Genomic DNA, 20,121 nt, shown 5'->3' with positions numbered 1-20,121 from the left:
TCCTGATGCCGCCGGAACCACGGTTCACCTATCCGCGAGGATCACATGATGCCCACGTCGCTCTCCCTCGACACCGCGCGCCGCGCCGACGGGGAGCTGATGTTGGTCGCGGCCGGGGAGATCGATCTGAGCAACATCGACGACTTCGTGCAGGCCCTCACCAACATCAGCGGAGAAGCCGCGAGCGGTGGTCCGCTCACCGTCGACCTCAGCGGCGTCGAGTACCTCGACAGCGCCGCCATCAATGCCTTGTTCTCCCACGCCGACCACATCAACCTGATCGCCCACCCGATCCTGATGCCGATCCTCACCATCAGCGGCCTCACCGAATTGGTCGCCGTCGAACCCGCGGCTTTGGCGGACTGACGACGACCGGCCGAGCGTCAGGGGTTCTCGGCGATCCAGGTGGTGGTGAAGCGCTGCAACGCTGGCAGGCTTTGGGTCAGATCGGCTTGCATCGATTTCTCGAGTTTGCGGCCCACCAACGGGATCCTCATCGCCACCTCCACGGCGAAGCGCAGTCGAGCCCCGTCTCCGGCGGGCGCCATGACCGCGTCCGCGCGCCCTGACCCCAGACCGCCGGAGGACACGACGTTGATCTGCCCGCGGACTTCGCCATCACCGATCGATCGCCACGTCTCGCTGTGAACGATCTTCAGCTCCCCGGGGACGACCTTGGCAATCAGCGCGGGCATTATCTGCCGGGATACGTGTTGGGTTGCCCGCATGCTCACCGTGCCGTCGGCGTCGACTTCCAGCGAATCCAGCGTGGTGGGGGCGTTGCTCGCTTTCAGGCGGGCCAGCCAGTAGTCCTCCCGCCCAAACGCCGCGTGGATTTGTTCCACGCTGGCGGGCGATTCGATGCGGATGTCGAAGGAGCGCGACATAGCAACCGATTCTTGCAAAGGGCCGGCCACGGCGAGCGGCGTGGCGCAGGTTTCGAACGTACGTGCGATGGTTATCCCTCCTCGCGGAGGTGAAGGACATGACTGACGACACGCGACAGGCGCCGAGCGAGAACCCGGAGAAGGACACGTCCCAGTGGGTGACCGGCGACGAGCCGATGACCGGTCCGCAGCGCAGCTACCTGCACACGTTGGCCCAGGAAGCGGGCCGGGACGTTCCCGATGATTTGACCAAGGCTCAGGCGTCCGAGCTCATCGACGAGTTGCAGGAACAGACCGGACGCGGCAACTGATCAGCCGGCGGGCCCGCCCCGGACGGTGGGCGTCGTCGGCGTCCGGGGCCGGGTCGCCTTACCGGTGAGGTCTCCGAATCTGACGCTGACGCGCTGAAAGCCCTTGACGCGTTCGGCTTTCGCCTTCTTGGTGTAGGTCTTGCGGTCGGCCGGCGTAAGTTCCGCGTTGTCTGTGAAGGGCGTGAGCAACGCCCGCGGGTAAAGGCGTTCCACCAGAACGACATTGATCTCGGCGCACAGAACCAGCGTTGACGACACCAGAAACAGAAAGGCCAGTAATCCCAGAACCAAGGCGAAGACGCTGTTGGTCGCGCTGGCCGACTTCACGGTGTGCCGAATGTATCCGGCGCCGCCCCACTGCAGGATCTGCCAAATGACCGCTGCCGCAAGCGCTCCGGGCAGCACCTGGCGATACGTCAGCTCCCGCGCGGTGGTGACGCGAAACGCCACCAGGCAAATCATCGCGTTGATCGCCACGGCCACCAGCGCGACGCCGATCTTTCCGAAGACGCCCAGCGCTCCTGTCGCCTGGCCGGCCGCCGACAGGACCGTGGCGGCGATGGCCGCCGAGCCCAGGACCAACAGCAACATCAAGCTGCGCAGTCGTGAGCGGACGGGGTCCGGACGCTTGTTCCTGGGGACGGCCCACACCGAGTCCATGGCATTCTGCACCGCCTGACCCACGCCAAGGCCGCCGTAGAGGGCGCCGGCGATGCCGACGACCACGGCGACGGTTCCTCCGCTGAGCCCTGCGGGCTGATGCAGCTGATCGCCGATGACCGGGAATTGGCTCAACGTGCTGTGCAGCACCTGTTCCCGCAGGTCGGGGCGTCCGGCGAGCACCACTCCGAGGCCGGTGGTCAACAGCAGCAGTAGCGGGAACAGGGATACGAACCCGTAGTAGGTGATCAAGGCGGATAGGTAGCCGCCTTGATCATCCAGATATTTGTAGACGACCCCGATAACCACGCCGGCGGCGCGGTTTCGTCGCTGCAGCCTGTCCAGCCAGCCGACCATCTCGTGCTCACTTCGTTTCTACGGAAGCGGATACCCCCCCGATGGGATTGCCTGGTGATACCCGCATTCGGCGACGATCAATCCCGCGCGGGCCCTGTGGGGCTGCCCCCGTGCCAGGATGGGTAGATGGGCGACGACGAAATGCATTCGGAGCGCGAATTCAACGAGCGCAACATCGAGGAGTTCCGCCGCAACGGCGGCAAGGTCGGCGGGCAGTTCGAGGGCTTCCCGTTGCTGCTGTTGACCTCGACCGGGGCACGAAGCGGTGCGCAGCGGGTAAACCCCGTCGCTTACTTCGATGTCGACGGCAGGATCTACGTCGTCGGGTCCGCCGCGGGCCGGGAGAAGAACCCCGCTTGGGTGCACAACATTCGCGCCCATCCGCGGGTGACCGTGGAGATCGGCTCACAGGAGCCCAAGCCGGCGACCGTGCGCGAATTGCCGCGCGACGAGCGGGATTCCGTCTACCGGATCGTGGTCGAGCGGGCGCCGGGCTTCGGCGACTACCAGGAGCGCACCGACCGCGTCATCCCGGTGTTCGAGCTGGTTACCGAATAACAGCACCGCCAACCGGTTTCGTGTCGCAAAATCATTTGAACCGAGTGTCATCGGCGGGGAGGAGACCGACATGACGTGTGCAGCAATGACGCCCCCGGTGCGCGGCCGGATGCTCTGGGCCGTCGCACTCGTTTTGGCGATGTTGCCGGTGATCGCGGTTTCGGCGCCGGCGATCGGCCGGGCCGATCCCAATTGTGCTGAAGGGTTTATCTGGAGCGCGGACTTGCATCAATGCGTTCCCTGGGTCCCGGCGGTGAATGGGCCGGGCGGACCCGGCGGGCCTGGTGGTCCGGGAGGACCCGGGGGACCGGGTGGGCCTGGTGGCCCAGGTGGGCCGGGAGGGCCCGGCCCGCGGTAGGGCCCGGCTGGCTCGGGAACTCTTCGCCCCTCGCGGGTCGTTATACTGGCTAAGTATCGCCATGACTGCGAGGGGAAGACGCATGCCACGCACAGACAACGACAGCTGGGATCTGGCCACCAGCGTGGGCGCGACCGCCACGATGGTGGCCGCGGCCCGAGCGATCGCGACCAGGGCTGACAACCCGCTTATCGAAGACCGATTCGCCGAGCCGCTGGTTCGCGCGGTCGGAGTGGACTTCTTCACGCGATGGGTCGACGGCGACCTCGTCGCCGCTGACGTCGACGACCACGAATCCGGTTGGAAGCTCGAGCACATGCCCCTGGCGATGGCCGCCCGCACCCGATTCTTCGACGCCTTCTTCCACGACGCGGCGCAGGCCGGGATCCGCCAGGCCGTAATCCTGGCTTCCGGCCTGGACGCGCGTGCCTACCGGTTGGCATGGCCTGCCGACATGACGGTCTTCGAGATCGACCAGCCGGCGGTGATCGGGTTCAAGACCGCCACCCTGGCGAAGTTGGGCGCGGCCCCGCGGGCAGACCTGCGCGCCGTCGCCATTGATCTGCGCAGCGACTGGCCGAAAGCTCTGGTGGATGCGGGCTTTGACAAGAGCCGCCCAACCGCCTGGATCGCGGAGGGTCTTTTCGGGTACCTGCCGCCCGAGGCGCAGGACCGCTTGCTCGACAACATCTCCGCGCTGAGCGCCGAGGGCAGCAGGCTGGCCGTCGAAGCCATCCTGGACCGTCCGCAGCAAGACGTCGAGAAGGCGCGCGAAATGATGCGCCGGGCCACCGCCAAGTGGCGCGAGCACGGCTTCGAGTTGGATTGGGAGGAGCTGGGTTTCGACGGTGAGCGCAACGACGTCGCCGACTACCTGAAGGATCTCGGCTGGCGGACGGTCGGCAAGCCTATGAGTGAGCTGCTGGCCGGCAGCGGGCTCGCGGCGATTCCCCAGACCAACGACTCGGTGTCCGTCGCCGACACGATCTACTACAGCTCGGTTCTGGGCGAATGACGGAGCCGAGCCGCCGAGGACTCAACGACGCGGTCACGCGGCTCTGGAGCTTCCTGGCCCCGGTCTACGACCTGCCGTTGTTGCAGCAGTGGGTATATCGTCCGCCGCACGATGAGGTGATAGCGCAACTGCGTGCTCACCATGCCCACAAGATAGCCGATATCGCTTGCGGCACAGGCATTCTCAGTGATCGGATCGCGCGCGAGCTCCAGCCCGACGAGATCTACGGTGTCGACATGTCCGAGGGCATGCTCGGCCAGGCGCGCGCCCGAACCGACCGGGTGCAGTGGTTACGTGGCCCTGCGGAGCGGCTCCCTTTCGACGACGGGGCCCTCGACGCGGTGGTGACCACCTCGGCGTTCCACTTCTTCGATCAGCCGGCGGCGCTGCGCGAATTCCACCGCGTGCTGGCGCCCGGCGGACTGGTGGCCGTATCGGCCCTCAGTGCGCGGCAACGGCGACTCCAGGCACCGTCGGCCAATAGGTGGAAGCCGCAACACAATGCGTCGCCGACGGAGATGCGCACGATGTTCGAAGACGCCGGGTTCGTCGTCAGCGAGCAGCGCCGCATCCCGCGGCCGGTCTGGACACGCGTCGTTTCCGACCTGATCACAGTCGGCATCAAGAACTGATCGACCGTCAGGCGGCCACCGCGCTCGCGGCGCGAGGAGCGGATCGCGGGAATGGATCGCGGTGACCGGTGTGCACCACGCGGGAGGGTCGATACGCCTGGGCCGGGCGGGCGACGATGGCGACATGCTGCCGGGCGAAGCGCTCCTGCCCGAGCTCACCCGTCCGATCGATGAAGTCGGAGGCGATCCACCCGGCGCCGAAAAGGGCCAGCGCGAAGCCGAATTGAAGCGGCGAGCCGGCGACGAGCGCCACCAAAGCGCACATTCCCGCGACCATCGCGACGGCGAATGTGACCAAGTAGAGAAGGGTTACGCGAGGGTCTCGTGCGGGCCGCGTGGACATCGCGCCTCCTCATCGGTCGATTACTCTGGCAGGGGGAAACCCAAACCGTGACCTCGATGTTTCGCTATCGAGACACGTCAATCGAGGGCCATACGGCATCGATGCAACGGCGTAGTACCCCCACCGAGAGGCCAAAGGTCCCACCGCGGCAATTCTTTTCATTCGGTCCGCATGCCGGGGCGGCATAAACGTCTGCGGTGCGGGGTGATTCGCCACCTGCGAGCCAGGTTATCGACAAGCAGCACGATGCCCGCCCCGCCGGGTGGCGAAGCGGGCGTCGTGCTTACTGCGGTTTACAGCGGAATCCACACTCCGAAGAACCAGAAGCCCCACTGATTGAAGCCGGGGTCCCACACCGGGGTCTCCTGATAGCCCCAGTAGTTGATCGGACCGTACCCCCAATATCCACCGGGCGGGGGGAGCGGCCGGTCCCACGCGGGGCGAGGCGGCGCACCGGGTCCCCAAGGCGCCGGACCGTCACCCCACGGGGCGCCGCGGAAGTAGCCGCGCTGAGGATCTCCGTGCCACGGACCGCCCGGTCCGCCCGGTCCGCCGGGGCCGCCGGGGCCGCCTGGGTGGTCGGGCCCGCCCGGGCCGCCGGGTCCGCCTGGATGATCGGGCCCTCCGGGGCCTCCGGGGCCTCCGGGTCCACCGGGACCATTTGGCCCGCCCGGGTGACCGGGGCCACCTGGCCCACCAGGTCCGCCCTGCGGCCCGCCGGGACCGCCGGGGCCCCCAGGTCCGCCCGGCCCGCCGGGGCCCCCAGGTCCGCCCGGATCGCCGGGTGCGTTCGGGGGATGAATGCCCCCGGGAGCGGGTGCGCCATGGTTGCCTGCCGGGCCAGGCGGCGGCCCGCCGGGAGCGGCGCTGGCCGCACCGGAACCCATGCCCAACGCCGCAGCGCTCAGAGCGCCGGCAACGGTCATCCCCCCAAGAAATTGCTTAAGTTTCATAGTCCTTCACCCTGTCTGACTACTGGTGAATTCCTCAGAATCCCCCCTTACATCAACCGACCATAGATAGCTTGCCTATGCAACGGCTGTGAGAGGCCCATGCGGAGCTTTGGGTCGTGCACGCGGCACCCCGACCACGGAAGGCGGACGGTCGGCTCAGGTACCGCGAGACATAAACCGCTGCGACAAGCGACGGCGTGTCGTCGCAGGCGTTTATGTGTCGCGGCTCGGCGCCAGCCAGACGCGGCACCTTTGGGTAGCCCGACAAGCGGGAGTAAACCGTTTGGCAAGGCTATGTTTGCTAGTCCGGCGGGTCTTTGATGTATATCGTTGCGGCCGTGTCGAGCCCGTCGCATCCCCATCCGTCCGAGCCGCACGTGGGTTCGGTGTCGTCGAAATTGAACTGGCTGCGCGCCGGAGTCCTGGGCGCCAACGACGGAATCGTGTCCACGGCGGGCATCGTGGTGGGGGTCGCGGCCGCGACGGTGGAACGCGCTCCCGTGTTGACCGCCGGCACCGCCGGACTGGTCGCCGGAGCGGTGTCGATGGCGCTGGGCGAATACGTTTCGGTCAGCACCCAACGTGACACCGAGAAGGCGCTGCTGCACAAGGAACGCCAGGAGCTGCGCGACGATCCGGTCGCCGAAATGGACGAGCTCGCCGCCTTGTACGAGGCGAAAGGCCTGACGGCCGCGACCGCCCGCACCGTCGCCGAGGAACTCACCGACCACAATCCGCTTCTCGCGCACGCCGAAGTCGAACTGGGCATCAATCCCGAGGAGCTGACCAATCCCTGGCAGGCGGCGTCGTCTTCGGCGTTGTCGTTCGCAATCGGGGCCCTGCTGCCGCTGATCGCGATCTTGGTTCCGCCGGCGGCGTGGCGGATCCCGGTCACCGTCGCGGCGGTGCTCGTCGCGCTGGTCATCACCGGGGCGGTGTCGGCCGGTTTGGGCGGAGCGCCCAAGGGCCGCGCTGTGCTCCGCAACGTCATCGGAGGCGGTCTCGCATTGGCGATCACGTACGTGATCGGCCACCTGGTGGGCGCGGCGATCGCCTGAGCCGCGGTCCCACCTGCCTGAATCGGGTCGACCCGGGGCGACTGTGGCCGGTAACTGTAATATCTACTGTTGCCATCCTCGCATGAGGGATCCCAACTCCGGGCGGAGCGTCGCGCATTGACCGAAACGAATCTCGTGCCGGATGACGTCGATTCGGCGGCGCAGGAGCCATACTTCCTGCGCGACGAAACCCGTTTCGTGCCAAACCCGATCGCGCGCGGTGGGTGGGGCCCGTCGCTCAGCGGGCACGTCGTCGGCGGACTCCTCGGGTGGGCGGTGGAACGCGCGGTCGGTGACCCGGAACTTCAACCCGCCCGCCTGACCGTCGACCTTCCCGCACCGGTCGCGCTGGAACCCATGGAGGTGCATACCACCGTGCACCACGACCGGCGGCGGCTGCGGCTCGTCGAGGTCGTCCTCACCCAGCACGGTCTCCCGGTTGCGCGGGGGAGCGCCTTATTCCTGCGGCGCGGCCCCCAGCCAGAGGGGCAGGTGTGGTCGCCGAACCCGCAGATGCCGCCGCTGCCCATCGAGGGCGGCGCCCAACCGACGCTCTTCATGCGCACCTACGGATGGGGCACCGAATTGCAGAATCGCGACCCCGAATGGGTCGACGCCTCCGGCCAGAAATACACCTGGCTTTGCGAAACCCGCTCGCTCATCGGCGGTGAACCGCTCAGCCCGTTCACCCGCGCCGCCATGGCAGCCGATATCACTGCCTCCCTTGCCAATTGGGGAACAAACGGTTTGCAGTTCATCAATGCCGACTACACGCTCACGCTGAGCCGACTGCCGGAAGGCCCACACATCGGCATGGCCTCGCTGACCCACTACAGCCACGACGGGGTGGCCACCGGTTCGGCTGTACTCGTCGACCGCACGGGTCCCATCGGCAGCGGCGTTTCGGTTGGCATTGCGCACTCCGGATTCCGCCCGACACAGGTCAATCCGACGAGCGAATGAGCATCGGAAGCGACGTCACCTACTGGAGGCTGGTCGCCGACGCGGCGCGGGCGGGATCGCCCCGGCCGCTGCTCGCCGACGACCACGCGCGCACGCTGACGGCGCGGCAGTTCCACGATGCCGCCTGCGCGACGGCCGCCGCCTTCGCCGCTTTGGGGATCCGCGCGGGAACCGTCGTGTCGTGGCAGTTGCCGACCACGCTGGAGACCGTGGTCGTTATGGCGGCGCTGGCCCGGCTCGGTGCGGTGCAAAACCCGATCATCCCGATCCTGCGGGAGCACGAGGTCGGTTTCATCACCGAGCAGCTCTCCTCGGAATACCTTGTGGTGCCCGAGCGTTGGCGCGGATTCGATCATGGCGCCCTGGCGCGGGCCCTGTCCGCGAGTCGAGGTTTCAAGGTCATCACCGTCGACTTGGTGACGCCGCCGGCCGGCGGCGAGCTTCGGCTGCCTCAGGCGGACGCCGGTGCGCTCCCGCCGCCGCCGGCTTCGGCCCGCGATGCGCGATGGGTCTACTACTCGTCGGGAACCACCGCCGCGCCCAAAGGGATTCGCCATACCGACGCATCGGTGATGGCCGGCGCGACCGGGCTGGTCGAGGCGATCGGCATCACCGGCGACGATGTCGATCCCATCGCCTTTCCGGTCGCGCACATCGGCGGCGCGGTGATGCTGGCCGCCGCGCTGCGGACCGGCATGCGGTTGGCGCTGTTCGAGGTATTCGACCCGCCGGCGACGCCGTACTCCATCGCGGCGCACAACCCGACCTTCCTGGGCACCGCGACCCCCTTTTTCCTCGGCTTCCTCGAAGCCCAGCGAGCCCACGGCGACCGGCCGTTGTTCCCGTTCCTGCGCGGCTGCCTGGCCGGCGGCGCGCCCATCACCGCCGAACTCGGTCGCCAGATCCGGGAAGCCTTCGGTCTTCCCGGCATCGCCAACGCCTGGGGGCTCACCGAGTTCCCGGTGGCGGCTTCGCCGTCGCTCACCGACACGCCGGATTCGCTGGACCACACCGTCGGTAGGCCGACGCGGGGGGTCAGCGTCCGGGTGGTGGGCAACGACGAAGGCGAACTGCCCGTCGGTCAGGAGGGCGAGCTCCGCCTCAAGGGTCCCCAATGCTTTCTCGGCTACGCCGACCCCGCGCTGGACGCCGACGCGTTCGACGAGGACGGCTGGCTCCGCACGGGAGATCTCGGGCTGGTCGATCAGGACGGCAACGTCCGCGTGACCGGTCGGATCAAGGATGCGATCATCCGCAATGCCGAGAACGTTTCGGCTCTCGAAGTCGAGAATGTGCTGGCCACCCATCCCGCGGTCGCCGACGTGGCGGTCATCGGGGTTCCCGACCCGCGCACCGGCGAGCGGGTATGCGCGGTCGTGGTGCCCGCGTCGGCCGAGAGCGTGTCGTTGGAATCCCTTGTGCAGCATTGCCATTCGAACGGGCTGAGCCGCTATAAACACCCAGAACGATTGGTGATGGTCGAAGCCTTGCCGCGCAACCAATTCGGCAAGGTCATCAAGAAAGACCTCCGCGAAGCCTTCGGGTGATTTCGGGCTACAGCCCCTTGGGGGCCTCGCGGACGGCCTGCACCGCGGCCGCGTCGCCGTCGAACTCCACTCGCGCCGAACGCCCGACCGAGAACAGCAGCAGCTCCTCGGGCGGGCCGGTCACCGTGACGGCCGGGCCGCTTCCCGCGGTCAGCATCGTCTTGCCCTCCGGGGTGCGCAGTGCCACCCGGCCCGGCACCTTGGCCAGCGTCAGCCGCGCCATCATCGGCAGGGTGCGGCGCAGCCGGGCGCTCAGCTCGGGTTCCAGCGCCCGCGGCTCCCAGCCCGGCTGCGCGCGGCGCACGTCCTCGTGATGGATGAACATCTCCGCCACGTTGGCCACCGGGTCGAGCAGCTTCAACGGGGAGTAAAGCGGCGGACCGGATGCCACCTTGTCGACCAGCTCGTCCCACTCGGCCCGCTCGGCCACCTGGTTCTGCACCTTCTCGGTGTGCGCGGCGAAGAACGGGATCAGGATGCCCGGGGCGGCGTCGGGCCGGTACTCCCGGATGACGAGGTGGGCGGCGAGGTCCCGCGTCTTCCACCCCTCGCACAAGGTGGGCGCCTCCGGCCCGGCTGCGCGCATGGTTTCGACGAGGGCGGCACGTTCGCGTTGCGCGACAGACATGTGTTCAGGGTAGGACCAGCCCCCGGGCACGGACCATCCGCGTCTCGGTAAATTTGCATCGTCGTCTCCTGGAGGAAAGTGCAGGCAATCTGATGAACGCGCGTGTCGAGCAGCTGGAGTTTCAGGCCGAGGCCCGGCAACTGCTGGACCTGATGGTCCACTCCGTCTACTCCAATAAGGATTCGTTTCTGCGGGAGCTGATCTCGAACGCTTCCGACGCACTGGACAAGCTGCGGCTGGAAGCCTTCCGCAACAAAGACCTCGATGTCGACACCTCCGACTTGCACATCGAGATCGAGGTGGATAAGGGCGCCCGGACGCTCACTATCCGCGACAACGGCATCGGCATGACCCGGGACGAGGTGGTGGGGCTGATCGGCACCCTGGCCAAGTCGGGCACGGCCGAGCTGCGTCAGCAATTGAAGGAGGCCCAGAACGAGGCCGCGTCGGAGGAACTGATCGGTCAGTTCGGCATCGGGTTCTATTCGAGCTTCATGGTCGCCGACAAGGTCGAGCTGCTCACCCGCAAAGCCGGCGAGAGCGAAGCCACCAAGTGGGAATCCAGCGGCGAGGGCACCTACACCATCGAAGCCGTCGACGACGCACCACAGGGGACGTCGGTCACGCTGCACCTCAAGCCCGAAGACGCCGAGGACGAGCTGCACGACTACACCTCGGAGTGGAAGATCCGCAGCCTGGTCAAGAAGTATTCCGACTTCATCGCCTGGCCCATCCGGATGGAGGTCGAACGACGGACTCCGGCCGAGGAGGAGGGCGGCGAGGAGACCGTCACGCTCGAAACCGAGACCCTCAACTCGATGAAGGCGCTCTGGGCCAGGCCCAAAGAAGAGGTCTCCGAGGAGGAGTACAAGGAGTTCTACAAGCACGTCGCCCACGCCTGGGACGACCCGCTGGAAATCATCGCGATGAAGGCCGAGGGCACCTTCGAATACCAGGCGCTGCTGTTCATCCCGTCCCACGCGCCGTTCGACCTGTTCAACCGCGACGCGCAGACCGGGATCCAGCTGTACGTCAAGCGGGTGTTCATCATGGGCGACTGCGACCAGCTGATGCCCGAATACCTGCGCTTCGTCAAAGGCGTCGTGGACGCGCAGGACATGTCGCTCAACGTCTCGCGCGAGATCCTGCAGCAGGATCGGCAGATCAAGGCCATCCGGCGGCGGCTCACCAAGAAGGTCCTGTCGACCATCAAGGAGCTGCAGTCCGAGCGGCCCGACGACTACCGCAGCTTCTGGACCCAGTTCGGCCGAGTCGTCAAAGAGGGCCTGCTGTCCGACTTCGACAACCGCGAGACCCTGCTGCAAATCTGCTCATTCGCCTCGACGCACAGCGAGGAGGAGGCCACCACCCTCGCCGAGTACGTGGAACGCATGAAGGAGGGCCAGGAGCAGATCTTCTTCGCCACGGGGGAGACGCGGCAACAGATCCTGAAGTCGCCGCACCTGGAGGCCTTCAAAGCCAAGGGCTACGAGGTCTTGCTGCTCACCGACCCGGTCGACGAGGTCTGGGTCGGAACGGTGACAGAGTTCGACGGCAAGCCGCTGCAATCGGTCGCCAAGGGCGAGGTGGACCTGAGCGCCGAAGGCGACGAGAGCGAGGCCGAGCGCGAGGAGCAACAGAAGGACTTCGCCGACCTGCTGACCTGGATGAAGGAGACGTTGAGCGACCACGTCAAGGAGGTGCGGCTCTCCAGCCGATTGACGGAGTCGCCGGCCTGCCTGATCACCGACGCCTTCGGCATCACCCCGGCGCTGGCGCGGCTCTACCGCGCGTCCGGGCAGGACATCCCGGTCGGCAAGCGGATTCTCGAGCTCAACCCGAACCACCCGCTGGTTACCGGCCTGCGAGAGGCGCAAAAGAAGGCGGAGGGCGACGCCGCGCTCGCCGCCCTCGCCGAGACCGCCGAATTGCTCTACGGCACAGCGCTTCTCGCCGAAGGGGGTGCGCTTGACGATCCGGCCCGGTTCGCCGAGCTGCTCGCCGACCGGTTGACCCGCACCGTGTAGCCCGGGATTTGCCAGGTTTGCGCCAGGGGTGTTCGCGGTCGGCTTGGCCGGCAAATGGGAGATAAGCCGGATTGAAAACCCGCTGGCAGGGATAATCACCTCCCATGGCTGAATTTCGCGTCATCGACCCACGCGGGCGGGTCGTCGCGACGAAGAATTTTGCCAGCGCGGAGTCCGCACACGCATGGTTCATCGCCTCGATCGGCGGCGACACCGAGCTCGGCTGGCGCATGGAGGTCAACGACGACGGCCAGTGGGCCAACTTCGACGACACCCAGGGGTTCACCGCCCCGGTGAGCCACCGCCCCCAGAAGCGCTGATCCGGTTACGGTCCGACGACGAAGCAGCGGCCGCCGCCGCTGCTGAACAACACCTCTTGAACCACCGACGGCGCGACGGTGGGGAATCCGAACCGATGCACCTGTTGGTCGGCGGCGATGTCGGCATCCTGTGACTCGGTGGTGCCGTCCTTCTTGCGTACGAGCGCGGTGACCTTGTCCGGCTTGGGCGGGCTTTGCGGGTCGCGGAAGTACCACACCTCGATCCCGGTGCCCGAGGAATCACCGCGCCACCCGTCCGCGTAGTAGCACGCCGGATTTCCCTCGGCGTCCGGCGGTGGTGGCCGGCAAATCGACAGCCCGACGCAGTCCGGCGCGCTGGTGGTCGTGGGCGTGCTGGACGAGGCGATGGGGCTGGGGGGCGGCGACGGCTTCGCCGCACTTGAACTGGATGCGGCGGGCGCCGCAGCGTGCTGCGACCCGCAGGCCACGAGGCCGGCAGACGCCATGGCGAGGACGGCGACCAACCGCGGAATCGGGACCCACATCAGTGGCATACCTCGCACGCGATGCCGTCGCCGTCACGATCCAGGCCGGACCGGTAACCCGGCTGCCCACGGTGGATCGGGGCCACGCCGTCGGCGCACGCCGCCTTGCAGTTCGGGTAGTAAACGCTGGCGCCCGTCGTCGGCGCGGGTGAGGTCGTCGTCGATGGGGCGGCCTGGGCCGCGGGTGGCCCCGCAATCCCCACGACGATTGCTCCGGCGATGAGCAATCCACGAAGCATGTTGGCGAGCCTCCTGTTAGCGAAGCGGCGTTGGTTGCTGACGAATAATGAGCTAACACCGTGACGCGGTCACCGGGCAAGGGCCGAGCCCACGTAGGCTCCGCTCATGCACGTCGATGCGATGACGGTCCCGCAGCCGCTGCACCAGATCGGCGACCTGGCCCGGCGAACGCAAGCCGCCGGTTTCTCCGGTCTGTTGTTCACCGAGACGGGCCGCACGGCCTACCTCAACGCGGCCGTGGCGTCCCAGGCCGCGCCCGGCCTCGAGTTGTCCACCGGCGTGGCCGTCGCCTTCCCGCGCAGCCCCTTCGTCACGGCCGCCACGGCCTGGGAGCTTCAGGAGGCGACCGGCGGGAACTTCCGCCTGGGTCTGGGCACCCAGGTGCGCACCCACGTCGTCCGGCGCTACGGGGTGGCATTCGAGCGGCCCGGACCGCGCCTGCGCGACTACCTGTTCGCGGTCAAGGCTTGTTTCGCGGCGTTCCGCTCCGGGACGCTGGATCACCACGGCGACTTCTACGACCTCGACTTCATCACTCCGCAGTGGAGCCCGGGTCCGATCGACGCGCCCGACCCGAAAGTCGATATCGCAGCGGTCAATCCGTGGATGCTGCGGATGGCCGGCGAGGTCGCCGACGGGGTGCACGTGCACCCGATCGGCGAGCCGGGATACATCGCCCGCCACGTCTTGCCGAACGTCGCCGACGGGGCGGCGAAGGCGGGACGGTCGCCGGCCGACATCGCGGTGATCGTGCCGGTGATGACCATCGTCGGTGACACCGACGAGGAGCGCGACAAGCAACGAGAAGGCGTGCGCGCCAGCATGGCTTTCTACGGCAGCACCCCCAACTACGCGTTCATCTGGGATCAGGCCGGGTTCGAGGGCACGACCGCCAGGATCCGCGAGAGGCAGAAGGCCGGTGACTTCGCCGGCATGGCCGCCCAGGTCAGCGACGACCACATCGCCGCCTTCGCCACCGAGTCGACGTGGGACGGACTCGCCGGCGCGCTGATCGAGAAGTACGCCGAAAAGGCCACGCGCCTGGTGCTTTACAACGCCGTGGGTGATCCGGAGCGGTTCGAGCGGTACGGCGAGGTGGCCCGCCGCATACAACAAGGGCGTCAGTGACTGAGCTGTATCGCCTTGACCACCAACAGGAGTGCGCCAACGATCAGGTAGGCGCGTAGCGCGATCATGCCGAGTCGGGTGCCCGGTGACCAGGTGACCGGCTCGAGCAGCGTCAGGGGCGGCATCCGCCAGGTGTTGCGGTCGACGCCGCGCGCGGGCAGCCGTGGCGCGGGCGCCGCGGGTTGACGACGGGCCATCCAGCGCAGCACCGGCACCGCCGCGGCGGCGAGTACCGCCAGGGCCAGGGCGAGGTAGCCGGCCACCGCCACGACGTTGAGATCGCGGAACAGCGTGGTGGCCATCAGGATTCCCGACAGCAGCAGCAGCGTGCCGACGATCAACCCGGCGACCCAGTTGAGCCAGGGGCGATTGACCCACGGGCCCAACACTTCCCGGTCGTTGCACAGCAGCAGTAGGAAGACGCTGGCGCTGGGCAGCAGTAGGCCGGCGAGGGCTTGCACGGCGGTGGTGATCAGCCCGAGCGGCGCGCCGGGAATCAGCACGATGGCCGCGGCCACTACCACCATGGCGGTGTAGGACAGGTAGAACTGCTTGGCGTCGGCGAATCCGCGGTGCAGGGAGTGCTTCAGGCCGAACACGTCACCGAAGGCGTAACTGGTGGCCAGGGTTACCGCGGCGGCCCCGATGATCGAGGCGTCCATCAGCACGATCGCGAAGATCCAGCCCAGCGTCCCGCGGTGCTCGCCGAGCAGGTGTGCGGTGGCACCGGCGTCGGTGAAGCCGCCGACGGTGTTGGTGGAGCGTGCCGCCCATTCACCGGTCATCACCAGCGCCGCGGCACCGATGACCACGACGAAGGCACCCAGCACGGTGTCGGCGCGCTCGTACCCGATGAAGCGCGGGGTGATGCGCTTGTCGACGACGTTGGACTGCTGGAAGAACAGCTGCCAGGGCGCCACGGTGGTGCCGACGATGGCGATGATGAGCAGCACCGCATCCGAGCTCACCCCGCCCGAAATGCTGGGTATCACGAACGATTTGGCGGCCTGACGCCACTGGGGGTGGGACATCAGCAGCATCGGGATCTGCAGCAGCGTCACGGCGATGAAAATGAACATGGCGCGCTCCCAGCGGCGGAAGCTCCCGCTCGCCATGATCGCGACCAGCGCCACCGCCGAGACCGGCACCACAACGTATTTGGAGACGCCGATGAATTCGGCGGCCAGGCTGATGCCGATGAATTCGGTGACGATCGTCAGGAAGTTGAGCAGGAACAGGTCGCCGACCGAGAACCAGCCCCAGCCGCGGCCGAAGCGTTCGTTGATCAGCCGCGCGTGCCCGACGCCGGTGACCGCGCCGAGCCGCACCACCATCTCCTGGTTGACGATCAGGACGGGTATCAACAGCAGCAGCACCCACAGCAGGGAGTAGCCGTAGTTCTGTCCGGCCTGGGCGTAGGTGGCGACGCCGCCGGCGTCGTTGTCGCCGACCATCACGATGATTCCGGGACCGACGATCGCGAGCAGGGTCAGCAACCGCGTCTTCCAGGTGCGGCCGTGCTCGGTTTCGCCGACGCTGATGCGACCGAACGCGCCCTCGATGTCACCGAGGTGCGCGGCGTCCAGCACCGCGCTGGGCCGGTGAATCTCTTCGCGACCGGTCGTCACAGCGCATTACCTCCCGGCACGCGCGCGCTCTGGTCACCGGGAATCTCGCGCACGGGACGCGGCGCGGGCTCTCGCCGGCGCCAATCCTCCGGGATGGTCGCCTCGAGCACGTCGTCGACGGTGACCACCCCGAGCACGCGATCCTGGTCGTCGACCACCGGGATGGAGTAGAGGTTGAAGTCGGCCATCAACAGCGCGACATCGGTCAGGTCGGCGTCCGGCGTGACCCGCACCGGATCGGAATCCATCAGCCGCGCAAGGGTTTCACCGGCCGGGGCCTGCAACAAGGTGATGACCGAGACGACACCGTCGAGCCGTCTGTCCTCGTCGATCACATGCACTTTGATCAGCGCCTCCGGCTGTATGGTGTCGGCGGACGCGATCAGCGCCAGCGCTTCGGCCGCCGTGGTGGCGGCCGCGCACGAGACGAAGTCGACGTTCATCAGGCCGCCGGCGCTCTCGGGGTTGAAGCCCATCAGGGTGATGACCTTGGTGCGCTGCGGGCCCGGCATCAACTCCAGCACGCGCCGGCGCCGCGACTGGCGCAGGTCGGCGATCGCGTCGGCGGCGTCGTCGGCCCGCATCCGGCCCAGCAGCGCGGCGACCTCGTTGTCGGGCATGCCGTCGAGGAGCCGGCTGGCCTTGTCCGGCTCCAGCTCTTCGAACACGTCGGCTTCCAGTTCGGGGTCGCTGCGCACGCGGTCGAGGATCTCGCCGCCCTCGGCCTTGTCCGCCTCCTCGAGAAGGTCGGCGATCTCGGCGGCCTTGAACTCGCCGAAGCGGTCCGACAGGCGCCGCACGGCGTCCGAGCGGGCGTCGCCGATCAGCGGCTCGAACGCCTTCCAATCGCGGGCCGCGTGCCCGCCCGACTGCCTGATCAGTCCGAACAACCGCGGTGGCCGTCGGGTGTCCACGCGCGTCAGCATCCATCCGGCGCCGGTGTCTTCCAGTTCCACGTCGTAGGCGCGGATCAGCTCGACATTGGCCACATCGATCAGCCGGTGGCCCAACACGTCGGCGCGCAGCAGCACCTCACCTTCACGGCGCTCGAAGCCGCGAAGGTCAACCTTGTTCTTGGTCAACAGGACTCGGTCCGCGGCGTACTCGTCGATCGATTTGTCACCGATGAACACCCGCCGCCCGCCGACCCCGGCCACGATCCCGGTGACGAGGGGGTACTCGTCGGCGCCCCGCAGCCGCACGATCACGTCCTCGACACGGCCCACCGTTTCCCCGGCGCGGGCCAGCACCGGCGCACGCAGCAGCTGCGAGAGGTGGATCACCGGCCGTCCGCCGCCGCGTTCGGCCGACTTCTCCGATGCGCCCATGCGTTTCCTCCTCGACACCCCGCCGCCGACCATCCGAGCAGACTGCACGAAACCGCGTCGCGACGTCGGGTGTAGCTACGGCTTACCGCCAGGATCGTTGGTGGCGCAAGTGTCGTCGATTGACCGGGTTCGGCCGCAAGATCGTACGCCGGGGGCGCGGCGAGCAGCTACCGCCGATGGATGAACGGAGGGCGGCCATTGAGGTCCTATTGCTTGCCGATCTTCCCGGCGATCTGGTTGGCGATGTTGATGCCGAGATCTCCCACGTCCTTGCGGCACGCGTCCACGTCGACGACGACGTTGCTGCGAACGGTCAACGCCCGCTGACACGGGACGGTCAAATTCACGCCGTTACGGCTGAAGCTCAGCGTTACGGTCGTGCTCAGCACCCCGTTGGCGTTGGTGACCGGTCCGACCTTCCACTGGAGTTCGGGATGGGTGCCGTCGGCGGGCACGGTGTCCAAGCGGTTGGCGCAGGCGGGCCATTGCTGCGACGAGGTGGTGAAAAACGCGTTCGCCTGGTCGGGCGCGGGGAACAACACGACAAACTGGTACACGTCAGGGCTTTCCAGGTCGTCCGCGCCCGGGGGAGTGGGTGCAAGGTCGTGGTAGCCGTAAACCGCCGTGTACCCGCTGTCCGCATAAACGGGTGCCAGGGCCGCGTGGAGGGCGTACTTGCATTCGGCGGGAAGCGTGTAGTCGCTGCGCTTGGCTGTGTCTTCTTCCAGCGCGGTCTTCGGTGGGTCGCTGGTGGTGCCGGTGACCCCCAGCATCGTGTCGATATCGCTAGGGCTGAGCATGAGGTCGGGCAGCTGGGCCTTGTTGAGGGGCGTCTTAGCCGCAGCCGTGGTGCTGCTGGTGGTCGACGACGCGGCGCTCCCGCCATCGTGGCTGCAGCCGGCGAGCAGTATTCCGGCGGCGGCTATGGCGACTGAAGCTGTCAGCTGGCGCATGTCGAATGCCTTTCCTGCCTAGGCAAGCCTTTTCGCGCACCCCCAGCGCGTCCCCTATTCAGAAGTCGGTCCGATGCAGCGTACGTCAGCGGCCGGGTGTCGCGAGGGGGTTCGGGGCCAAGCGATATGTTCGCGGTGTGACCGCAGTCGACTTCACCTCGGTAGCGCCGATCGTCCCGGTACGGAATCTCGACGTCGCCCTGGATCGCTATCGACGACTCGGCTTCGCTGCACGCGCATACGACGGACCGGATCGCTACGGGTTCGTCGACCGTGGATCCGTATCCATCCACCTGACGGAGTGGGACGAGCACGACCCGTTGCGAACCGGTGCAAGCGTGTACCTCTACGTCAGCGATGCCGGCGTCCTCCATGCGGAGTGGGCTGCACTGGAAGACCTCGAGGGCCGCCTGCTCCCACCGCAGGACACTCCCTACGGTCTGCGCGAATTCGCCTATGTCGATCCGGACGGCACGGCGCACCGGGTCGGCTCGCGCATCTGATCAAGCTGATACCGCGGGCTTTTCGCCGGTCGGCGGGGCCCCGGCGGCCTGGCTGTGGGCGAGTGCCACGGTCGCGGCCGCCATCACCGCAACCGACAAGCCCAGTGCCACCAGGCCGATGTCGTTGGTGCGCAGCGTCTCACCGAGCACGGTGACGCCGAGCACCGATCCGACGACGGGCTCGGCGACGGTCACGGCCGGAAGCGACGCGGTGAGCGGACCGGCCCGAAACGCGGACTGCTCCCAGGCCGTCGCCGCGATGGCCACCACCACCCACACGTACACCTCGGGCAGGCGCAGCAGCGCGGGGATGCCGCGGTCCAGCTGGTCGACCACACCCTTGGTCAGTACCGAAAACAATCCCCACAGCGAGCCCGACATCAGACCCAGCAGCAGCGCGCCAACGGTGCCGGGGAACATGCGCGCGCCGATCACGCACAGGATCAGCGCCGGACCCATGACCAATGCCACGATGCTCCAGGTATGCACAGACCCGCGCGGCGTTCCCTCCTGGGGGTCGCCGACCGTCACGACCACCGCGACCGCCGCGGCCAGCAGCACGGCCCAAATGCCTTGCCGCGCCGTGATTCTCCGGTGATTGGTCCGCGCGCTGATCAGCAACGCGAACAGCAACGACGTCACCAACAGCGCCTGCACCAGCACCACCGAGCCCAGGTCAAGCGCCGCTGCCTGCAAGCCGAACCCGGCGGCGGCCACCAGGCTGCCCGTCCACCATTGCCGATCGCGCAGGAGCTGGCGGAACAGAGCCATGGTTCCGACCGGCTTGTCGGTGACCTGTTGGGCGGATCGCTGCTGGATGACGTCTCCGAAACCCACCATCAGGGCGGACCCGACCGCGAGGAGCGCCGCGATATCCGTCTTGCCCAAGCGGACCTCCTGTGTAACCGGGGTTGCGACTCTAGACTTCTGGACGGTACGCGACACGGCGTTTCGAGGGGATGCACGCCATGAACGACACGAACTCCCGGATCGGCGTGCTGGCCACCGAGGCAATCGATCTGCTCATCGCCGCCGTCGACCAGGGTCACCACTTTCGCCGCGCTGCCCGTGACGTGCCCGACCAGCTCGCGCAGGCTCCAGCCCTCGAGATTGGACGGCTGATCCCAGCGCTCCGGGGAAACCTGGTCGACGGCGGCGATGAGCAGATCGATTGCCTCGGTGGCCAGCACGCCGATCCGGGAGTTCGTGTCGTTCATG

General features: G+C 67.6%; 24 protein-coding genes. 12 read left to right on the top strand and 12 right to left on the bottom strand.

Going from position 1 to position 20,121, the window contains the following annotated elements; all coding sequences use genetic code 11:
• Nucleotides 1-48: 48 nt before the first annotated feature.
• Entirely contained in the window at nt 49-366 is a 318-nt protein-coding gene (locus A5701_RS02840) for an STAS domain-containing protein (RefSeq protein ID WP_067748303.1), read from the top strand.
• 17 nt (nt 367-383) lie between these two features.
• Here A5701_RS02840 and A5701_RS02835 read toward each other — a convergent pair whose 3' ends face one another.
• Nucleotides 384-887, bottom strand: a complete 504-nt coding sequence (locus A5701_RS02835; protein WP_067748295.1) for a DUF2505 domain-containing protein — start codon at nt 885-887, stop codon at nt 384-386.
• A gap of 98 nt (nt 888-985) precedes the next feature.
• On the opposite strand from A5701_RS02835, the gene A5701_RS02830 reads away from it, so the two are divergent.
• Nucleotides 986-1,198, top strand: coding sequence for a DUF3072 domain-containing protein (locus A5701_RS02830; RefSeq protein ID WP_067748301.1), 213 nt, complete (start codon nt 986-988; stop codon nt 1,196-1,198).
• On the opposite strand, the gene A5701_RS02825 is transcribed toward A5701_RS02830, so the two are convergent.
• On the bottom strand, nt 1,199-2,215 hold the full coding sequence (locus tag A5701_RS02825) for a YihY/virulence factor BrkB family protein (protein ID WP_067748293.1): 1,017 nt from the start codon (nt 2,213-2,215) through the stop codon (nt 1,199-1,201).
• Nucleotides 2,216-2,341: 126 nt separating this feature from the next.
• Here A5701_RS02825 and A5701_RS02820 point away from each other — a divergent pair, with 126 nt between their 5' ends.
• From A5701_RS02820 to A5701_RS02810, 3 genes are all read left to right on the top strand, one after another.
• Nucleotides 2,342-2,773 carry a nitroreductase family deazaflavin-dependent oxidoreductase gene (locus A5701_RS02820; RefSeq protein WP_067748291.1) on the top strand — a complete coding sequence of 144 codons (432 nt, stop codon included), beginning with the start codon at nt 2,342-2,344 and terminating at the stop codon, nt 2,771-2,773.
• Between the two features lie 440 nt (nt 2,774-3,213).
• Nucleotides 3,214-4,146, top strand: a complete 933-nt coding sequence (locus A5701_RS02815; protein WP_067748288.1) for an SAM-dependent methyltransferase — start codon at nt 3,214-3,216, stop codon at nt 4,144-4,146.
• Nucleotides 4,143-4,778: a class I SAM-dependent methyltransferase gene (locus A5701_RS02810; protein ID WP_067748286.1), complete on the top strand. Its 636-nt coding sequence runs from the start codon at nt 4,143-4,145 to the stop codon at nt 4,776-4,778. Before A5701_RS02815 ends, A5701_RS02810 begins: the two co-directional genes overlap by 4 nt.
• Nucleotides 4,779-4,785: 7 nt before the next feature.
• Here A5701_RS02810 and A5701_RS02805 read toward each other — a convergent pair whose 3' ends face one another.
• Together A5701_RS02805 and A5701_RS28705 are read right to left on the bottom strand one after the other, a co-directional pair.
• Complete coding sequence (locus tag A5701_RS02805; RefSeq protein WP_067782060.1) at nt 4,786-5,076, bottom strand: hypothetical protein; 291 nt, start codon at nt 5,074-5,076, stop codon at nt 4,786-4,788.
• A 338-nt stretch (nt 5,077-5,414) separates the two neighbouring features.
• Complete coding sequence (locus tag A5701_RS28705) at nt 5,415-6,074, bottom strand: chitin-binding protein (RefSeq protein ID WP_082969655.1); 660 nt, start codon at nt 6,072-6,074, stop codon at nt 5,415-5,417.
• A 320-nt stretch (nt 6,075-6,394) separates the two neighbouring features.
• Here A5701_RS28705 and A5701_RS02795 point away from each other — a divergent pair, with 320 nt between their 5' ends.
• From A5701_RS02795 to A5701_RS02785, 3 genes are all read left to right on the top strand, one after another.
• Nucleotides 6,395-7,132 carry a VIT family protein gene (locus A5701_RS02795; RefSeq protein ID WP_197499059.1) on the top strand — a complete coding sequence of 246 codons (738 nt, stop codon included), beginning with the start codon at nt 6,395-6,397 and terminating at the stop codon, nt 7,130-7,132.
• A 117-nt stretch (nt 7,133-7,249) separates the two neighbouring features.
• A complete protein-coding gene (locus tag A5701_RS02790) occupies nt 7,250-8,095 on the top strand; it encodes a thioesterase family protein (RefSeq protein WP_067748281.1) in 846 nt (281 codons plus the stop codon).
• Nucleotides 8,092-9,642 (top strand): class I adenylate-forming enzyme family protein, encoded by a 1,551-nt coding sequence (locus A5701_RS02785; RefSeq protein WP_067748279.1) that lies wholly within the window; start codon nt 8,092-8,094, stop codon nt 9,640-9,642. The genes A5701_RS02790 and A5701_RS02785 overlap by 4 nt, the downstream gene beginning before the upstream one ends.
• Before the next feature lie 7 nt (nt 9,643-9,649).
• Here A5701_RS02785 and A5701_RS02780 read toward each other — a convergent pair whose 3' ends face one another.
• Entirely contained in the window at nt 9,650-10,270 is a 621-nt protein-coding gene (locus A5701_RS02780; RefSeq protein ID WP_067748277.1) for a TIGR03085 family metal-binding protein, read from the bottom strand.
• A 92-nt stretch (nt 10,271-10,362) separates the two neighbouring features.
• Between A5701_RS02780 and htpG the strand changes: the two genes are divergently transcribed.
• Together htpG and A5701_RS02770 are read left to right on the top strand one after the other, a co-directional pair.
• The gene (htpG, locus tag A5701_RS02775) at nt 10,363-12,297 is read left to right on the top strand and encodes a molecular chaperone HtpG (RefSeq protein ID WP_067748275.1); all 1,935 of its coding nucleotides are present in this window, start codon (nt 10,363-10,365) and stop codon (nt 12,295-12,297) included.
• 104 nt (nt 12,298-12,401) lie between these two features.
• A complete protein-coding gene (locus A5701_RS02770) occupies nt 12,402-12,617 on the top strand; it encodes a hypothetical protein (protein ID WP_067748273.1) in 216 nt (71 codons plus the stop codon).
• A gap of 5 nt (nt 12,618-12,622) precedes the next feature.
• Here A5701_RS02770 and A5701_RS02765 read toward each other — a convergent pair whose 3' ends face one another.
• Entirely contained in the window at nt 12,623-13,123 is a 501-nt protein-coding gene (locus A5701_RS02765; RefSeq protein ID WP_231972748.1) for a hypothetical protein, read from the bottom strand.
• Nucleotides 13,123-13,362: an excalibur calcium-binding domain-containing protein gene (locus A5701_RS29250; protein ID WP_082969654.1), complete on the bottom strand. Its 240-nt coding sequence runs from the start codon at nt 13,360-13,362 to the stop codon at nt 13,123-13,125. Before A5701_RS29250 ends, A5701_RS02765 begins: the two co-directional genes overlap by 1 nt.
• 106 nt (nt 13,363-13,468) lie before the next feature.
• Here A5701_RS29250 and A5701_RS02755 point away from each other — a divergent pair, with 106 nt between their 5' ends.
• Nucleotides 13,469-14,491, top strand: coding sequence for a TIGR03617 family F420-dependent LLM class oxidoreductase (locus A5701_RS02755; protein ID WP_067748269.1), 1,023 nt, complete (start codon nt 13,469-13,471; stop codon nt 14,489-14,491).
• Here the strand turns inward: A5701_RS02755 and A5701_RS02750 are convergent.
• From A5701_RS02750 to A5701_RS02740, 3 genes are all read right to left on the bottom strand, one after another.
• Entirely contained in the window at nt 14,485-16,119 is a 1,635-nt protein-coding gene (locus A5701_RS02750; RefSeq protein ID WP_067748267.1) for an Nramp family divalent metal transporter, read from the bottom strand. The two genes, A5701_RS02755 and A5701_RS02750, sit on opposite strands and share 7 nt — an antisense overlap.
• Nucleotides 16,116-17,447: a magnesium transporter MgtE N-terminal domain-containing protein gene (locus tag A5701_RS02745; RefSeq protein ID WP_067748263.1), complete on the bottom strand. Its 1,332-nt coding sequence runs from the start codon at nt 17,445-17,447 to the stop codon at nt 16,116-16,118. The genes A5701_RS02750 and A5701_RS02745 overlap by 4 nt, the downstream gene beginning before the upstream one ends.
• A 206-nt stretch (nt 17,448-17,653) precedes the next feature.
• Nucleotides 17,654-18,400 (bottom strand): sensor domain-containing protein, encoded by a 747-nt coding sequence (locus A5701_RS02740; RefSeq protein WP_067748261.1) that lies wholly within the window; start codon nt 18,398-18,400, stop codon nt 17,654-17,656.
• Between the two features lie 137 nt (nt 18,401-18,537).
• Between A5701_RS02740 and A5701_RS02735 the strand changes: the two genes are divergently transcribed.
• Nucleotides 18,538-18,903: a VOC family protein gene (locus A5701_RS02735; RefSeq protein ID WP_067748259.1), complete on the top strand. Its 366-nt coding sequence runs from the start codon at nt 18,538-18,540 to the stop codon at nt 18,901-18,903.
• Here A5701_RS02735 and A5701_RS02730 read toward each other — a convergent pair whose 3' ends face one another.
• Nucleotides 18,904-19,791, bottom strand: coding sequence for a DMT family transporter (locus A5701_RS02730; protein WP_067748257.1), 888 nt, complete (start codon nt 19,789-19,791; stop codon nt 18,904-18,906). It lies immediately after the preceding gene.
• On the bottom strand, nt 19,743-20,120 hold the full coding sequence (locus A5701_RS28695; RefSeq protein ID WP_369807376.1) for a maleylpyruvate isomerase N-terminal domain-containing protein: 378 nt from the start codon (nt 20,118-20,120) through the stop codon (nt 19,743-19,745). The genes A5701_RS02730 and A5701_RS28695 overlap by 49 nt, the downstream gene beginning before the upstream one ends.
• Nucleotide 20,121: the final 1 nt, after the last annotated feature.

It is taken from the genome of Mycobacterium sp. E3305 (assembly GCF_001666785.1).
Classification (GTDB): Bacteria; Actinomycetota; Actinomycetes; order Mycobacteriales; family Mycobacteriaceae; genus Mycobacterium.
Note: the sequence above shows the minus strand (reverse complement) of the source record. Positions and strands in the feature narration are given on the sequence as shown.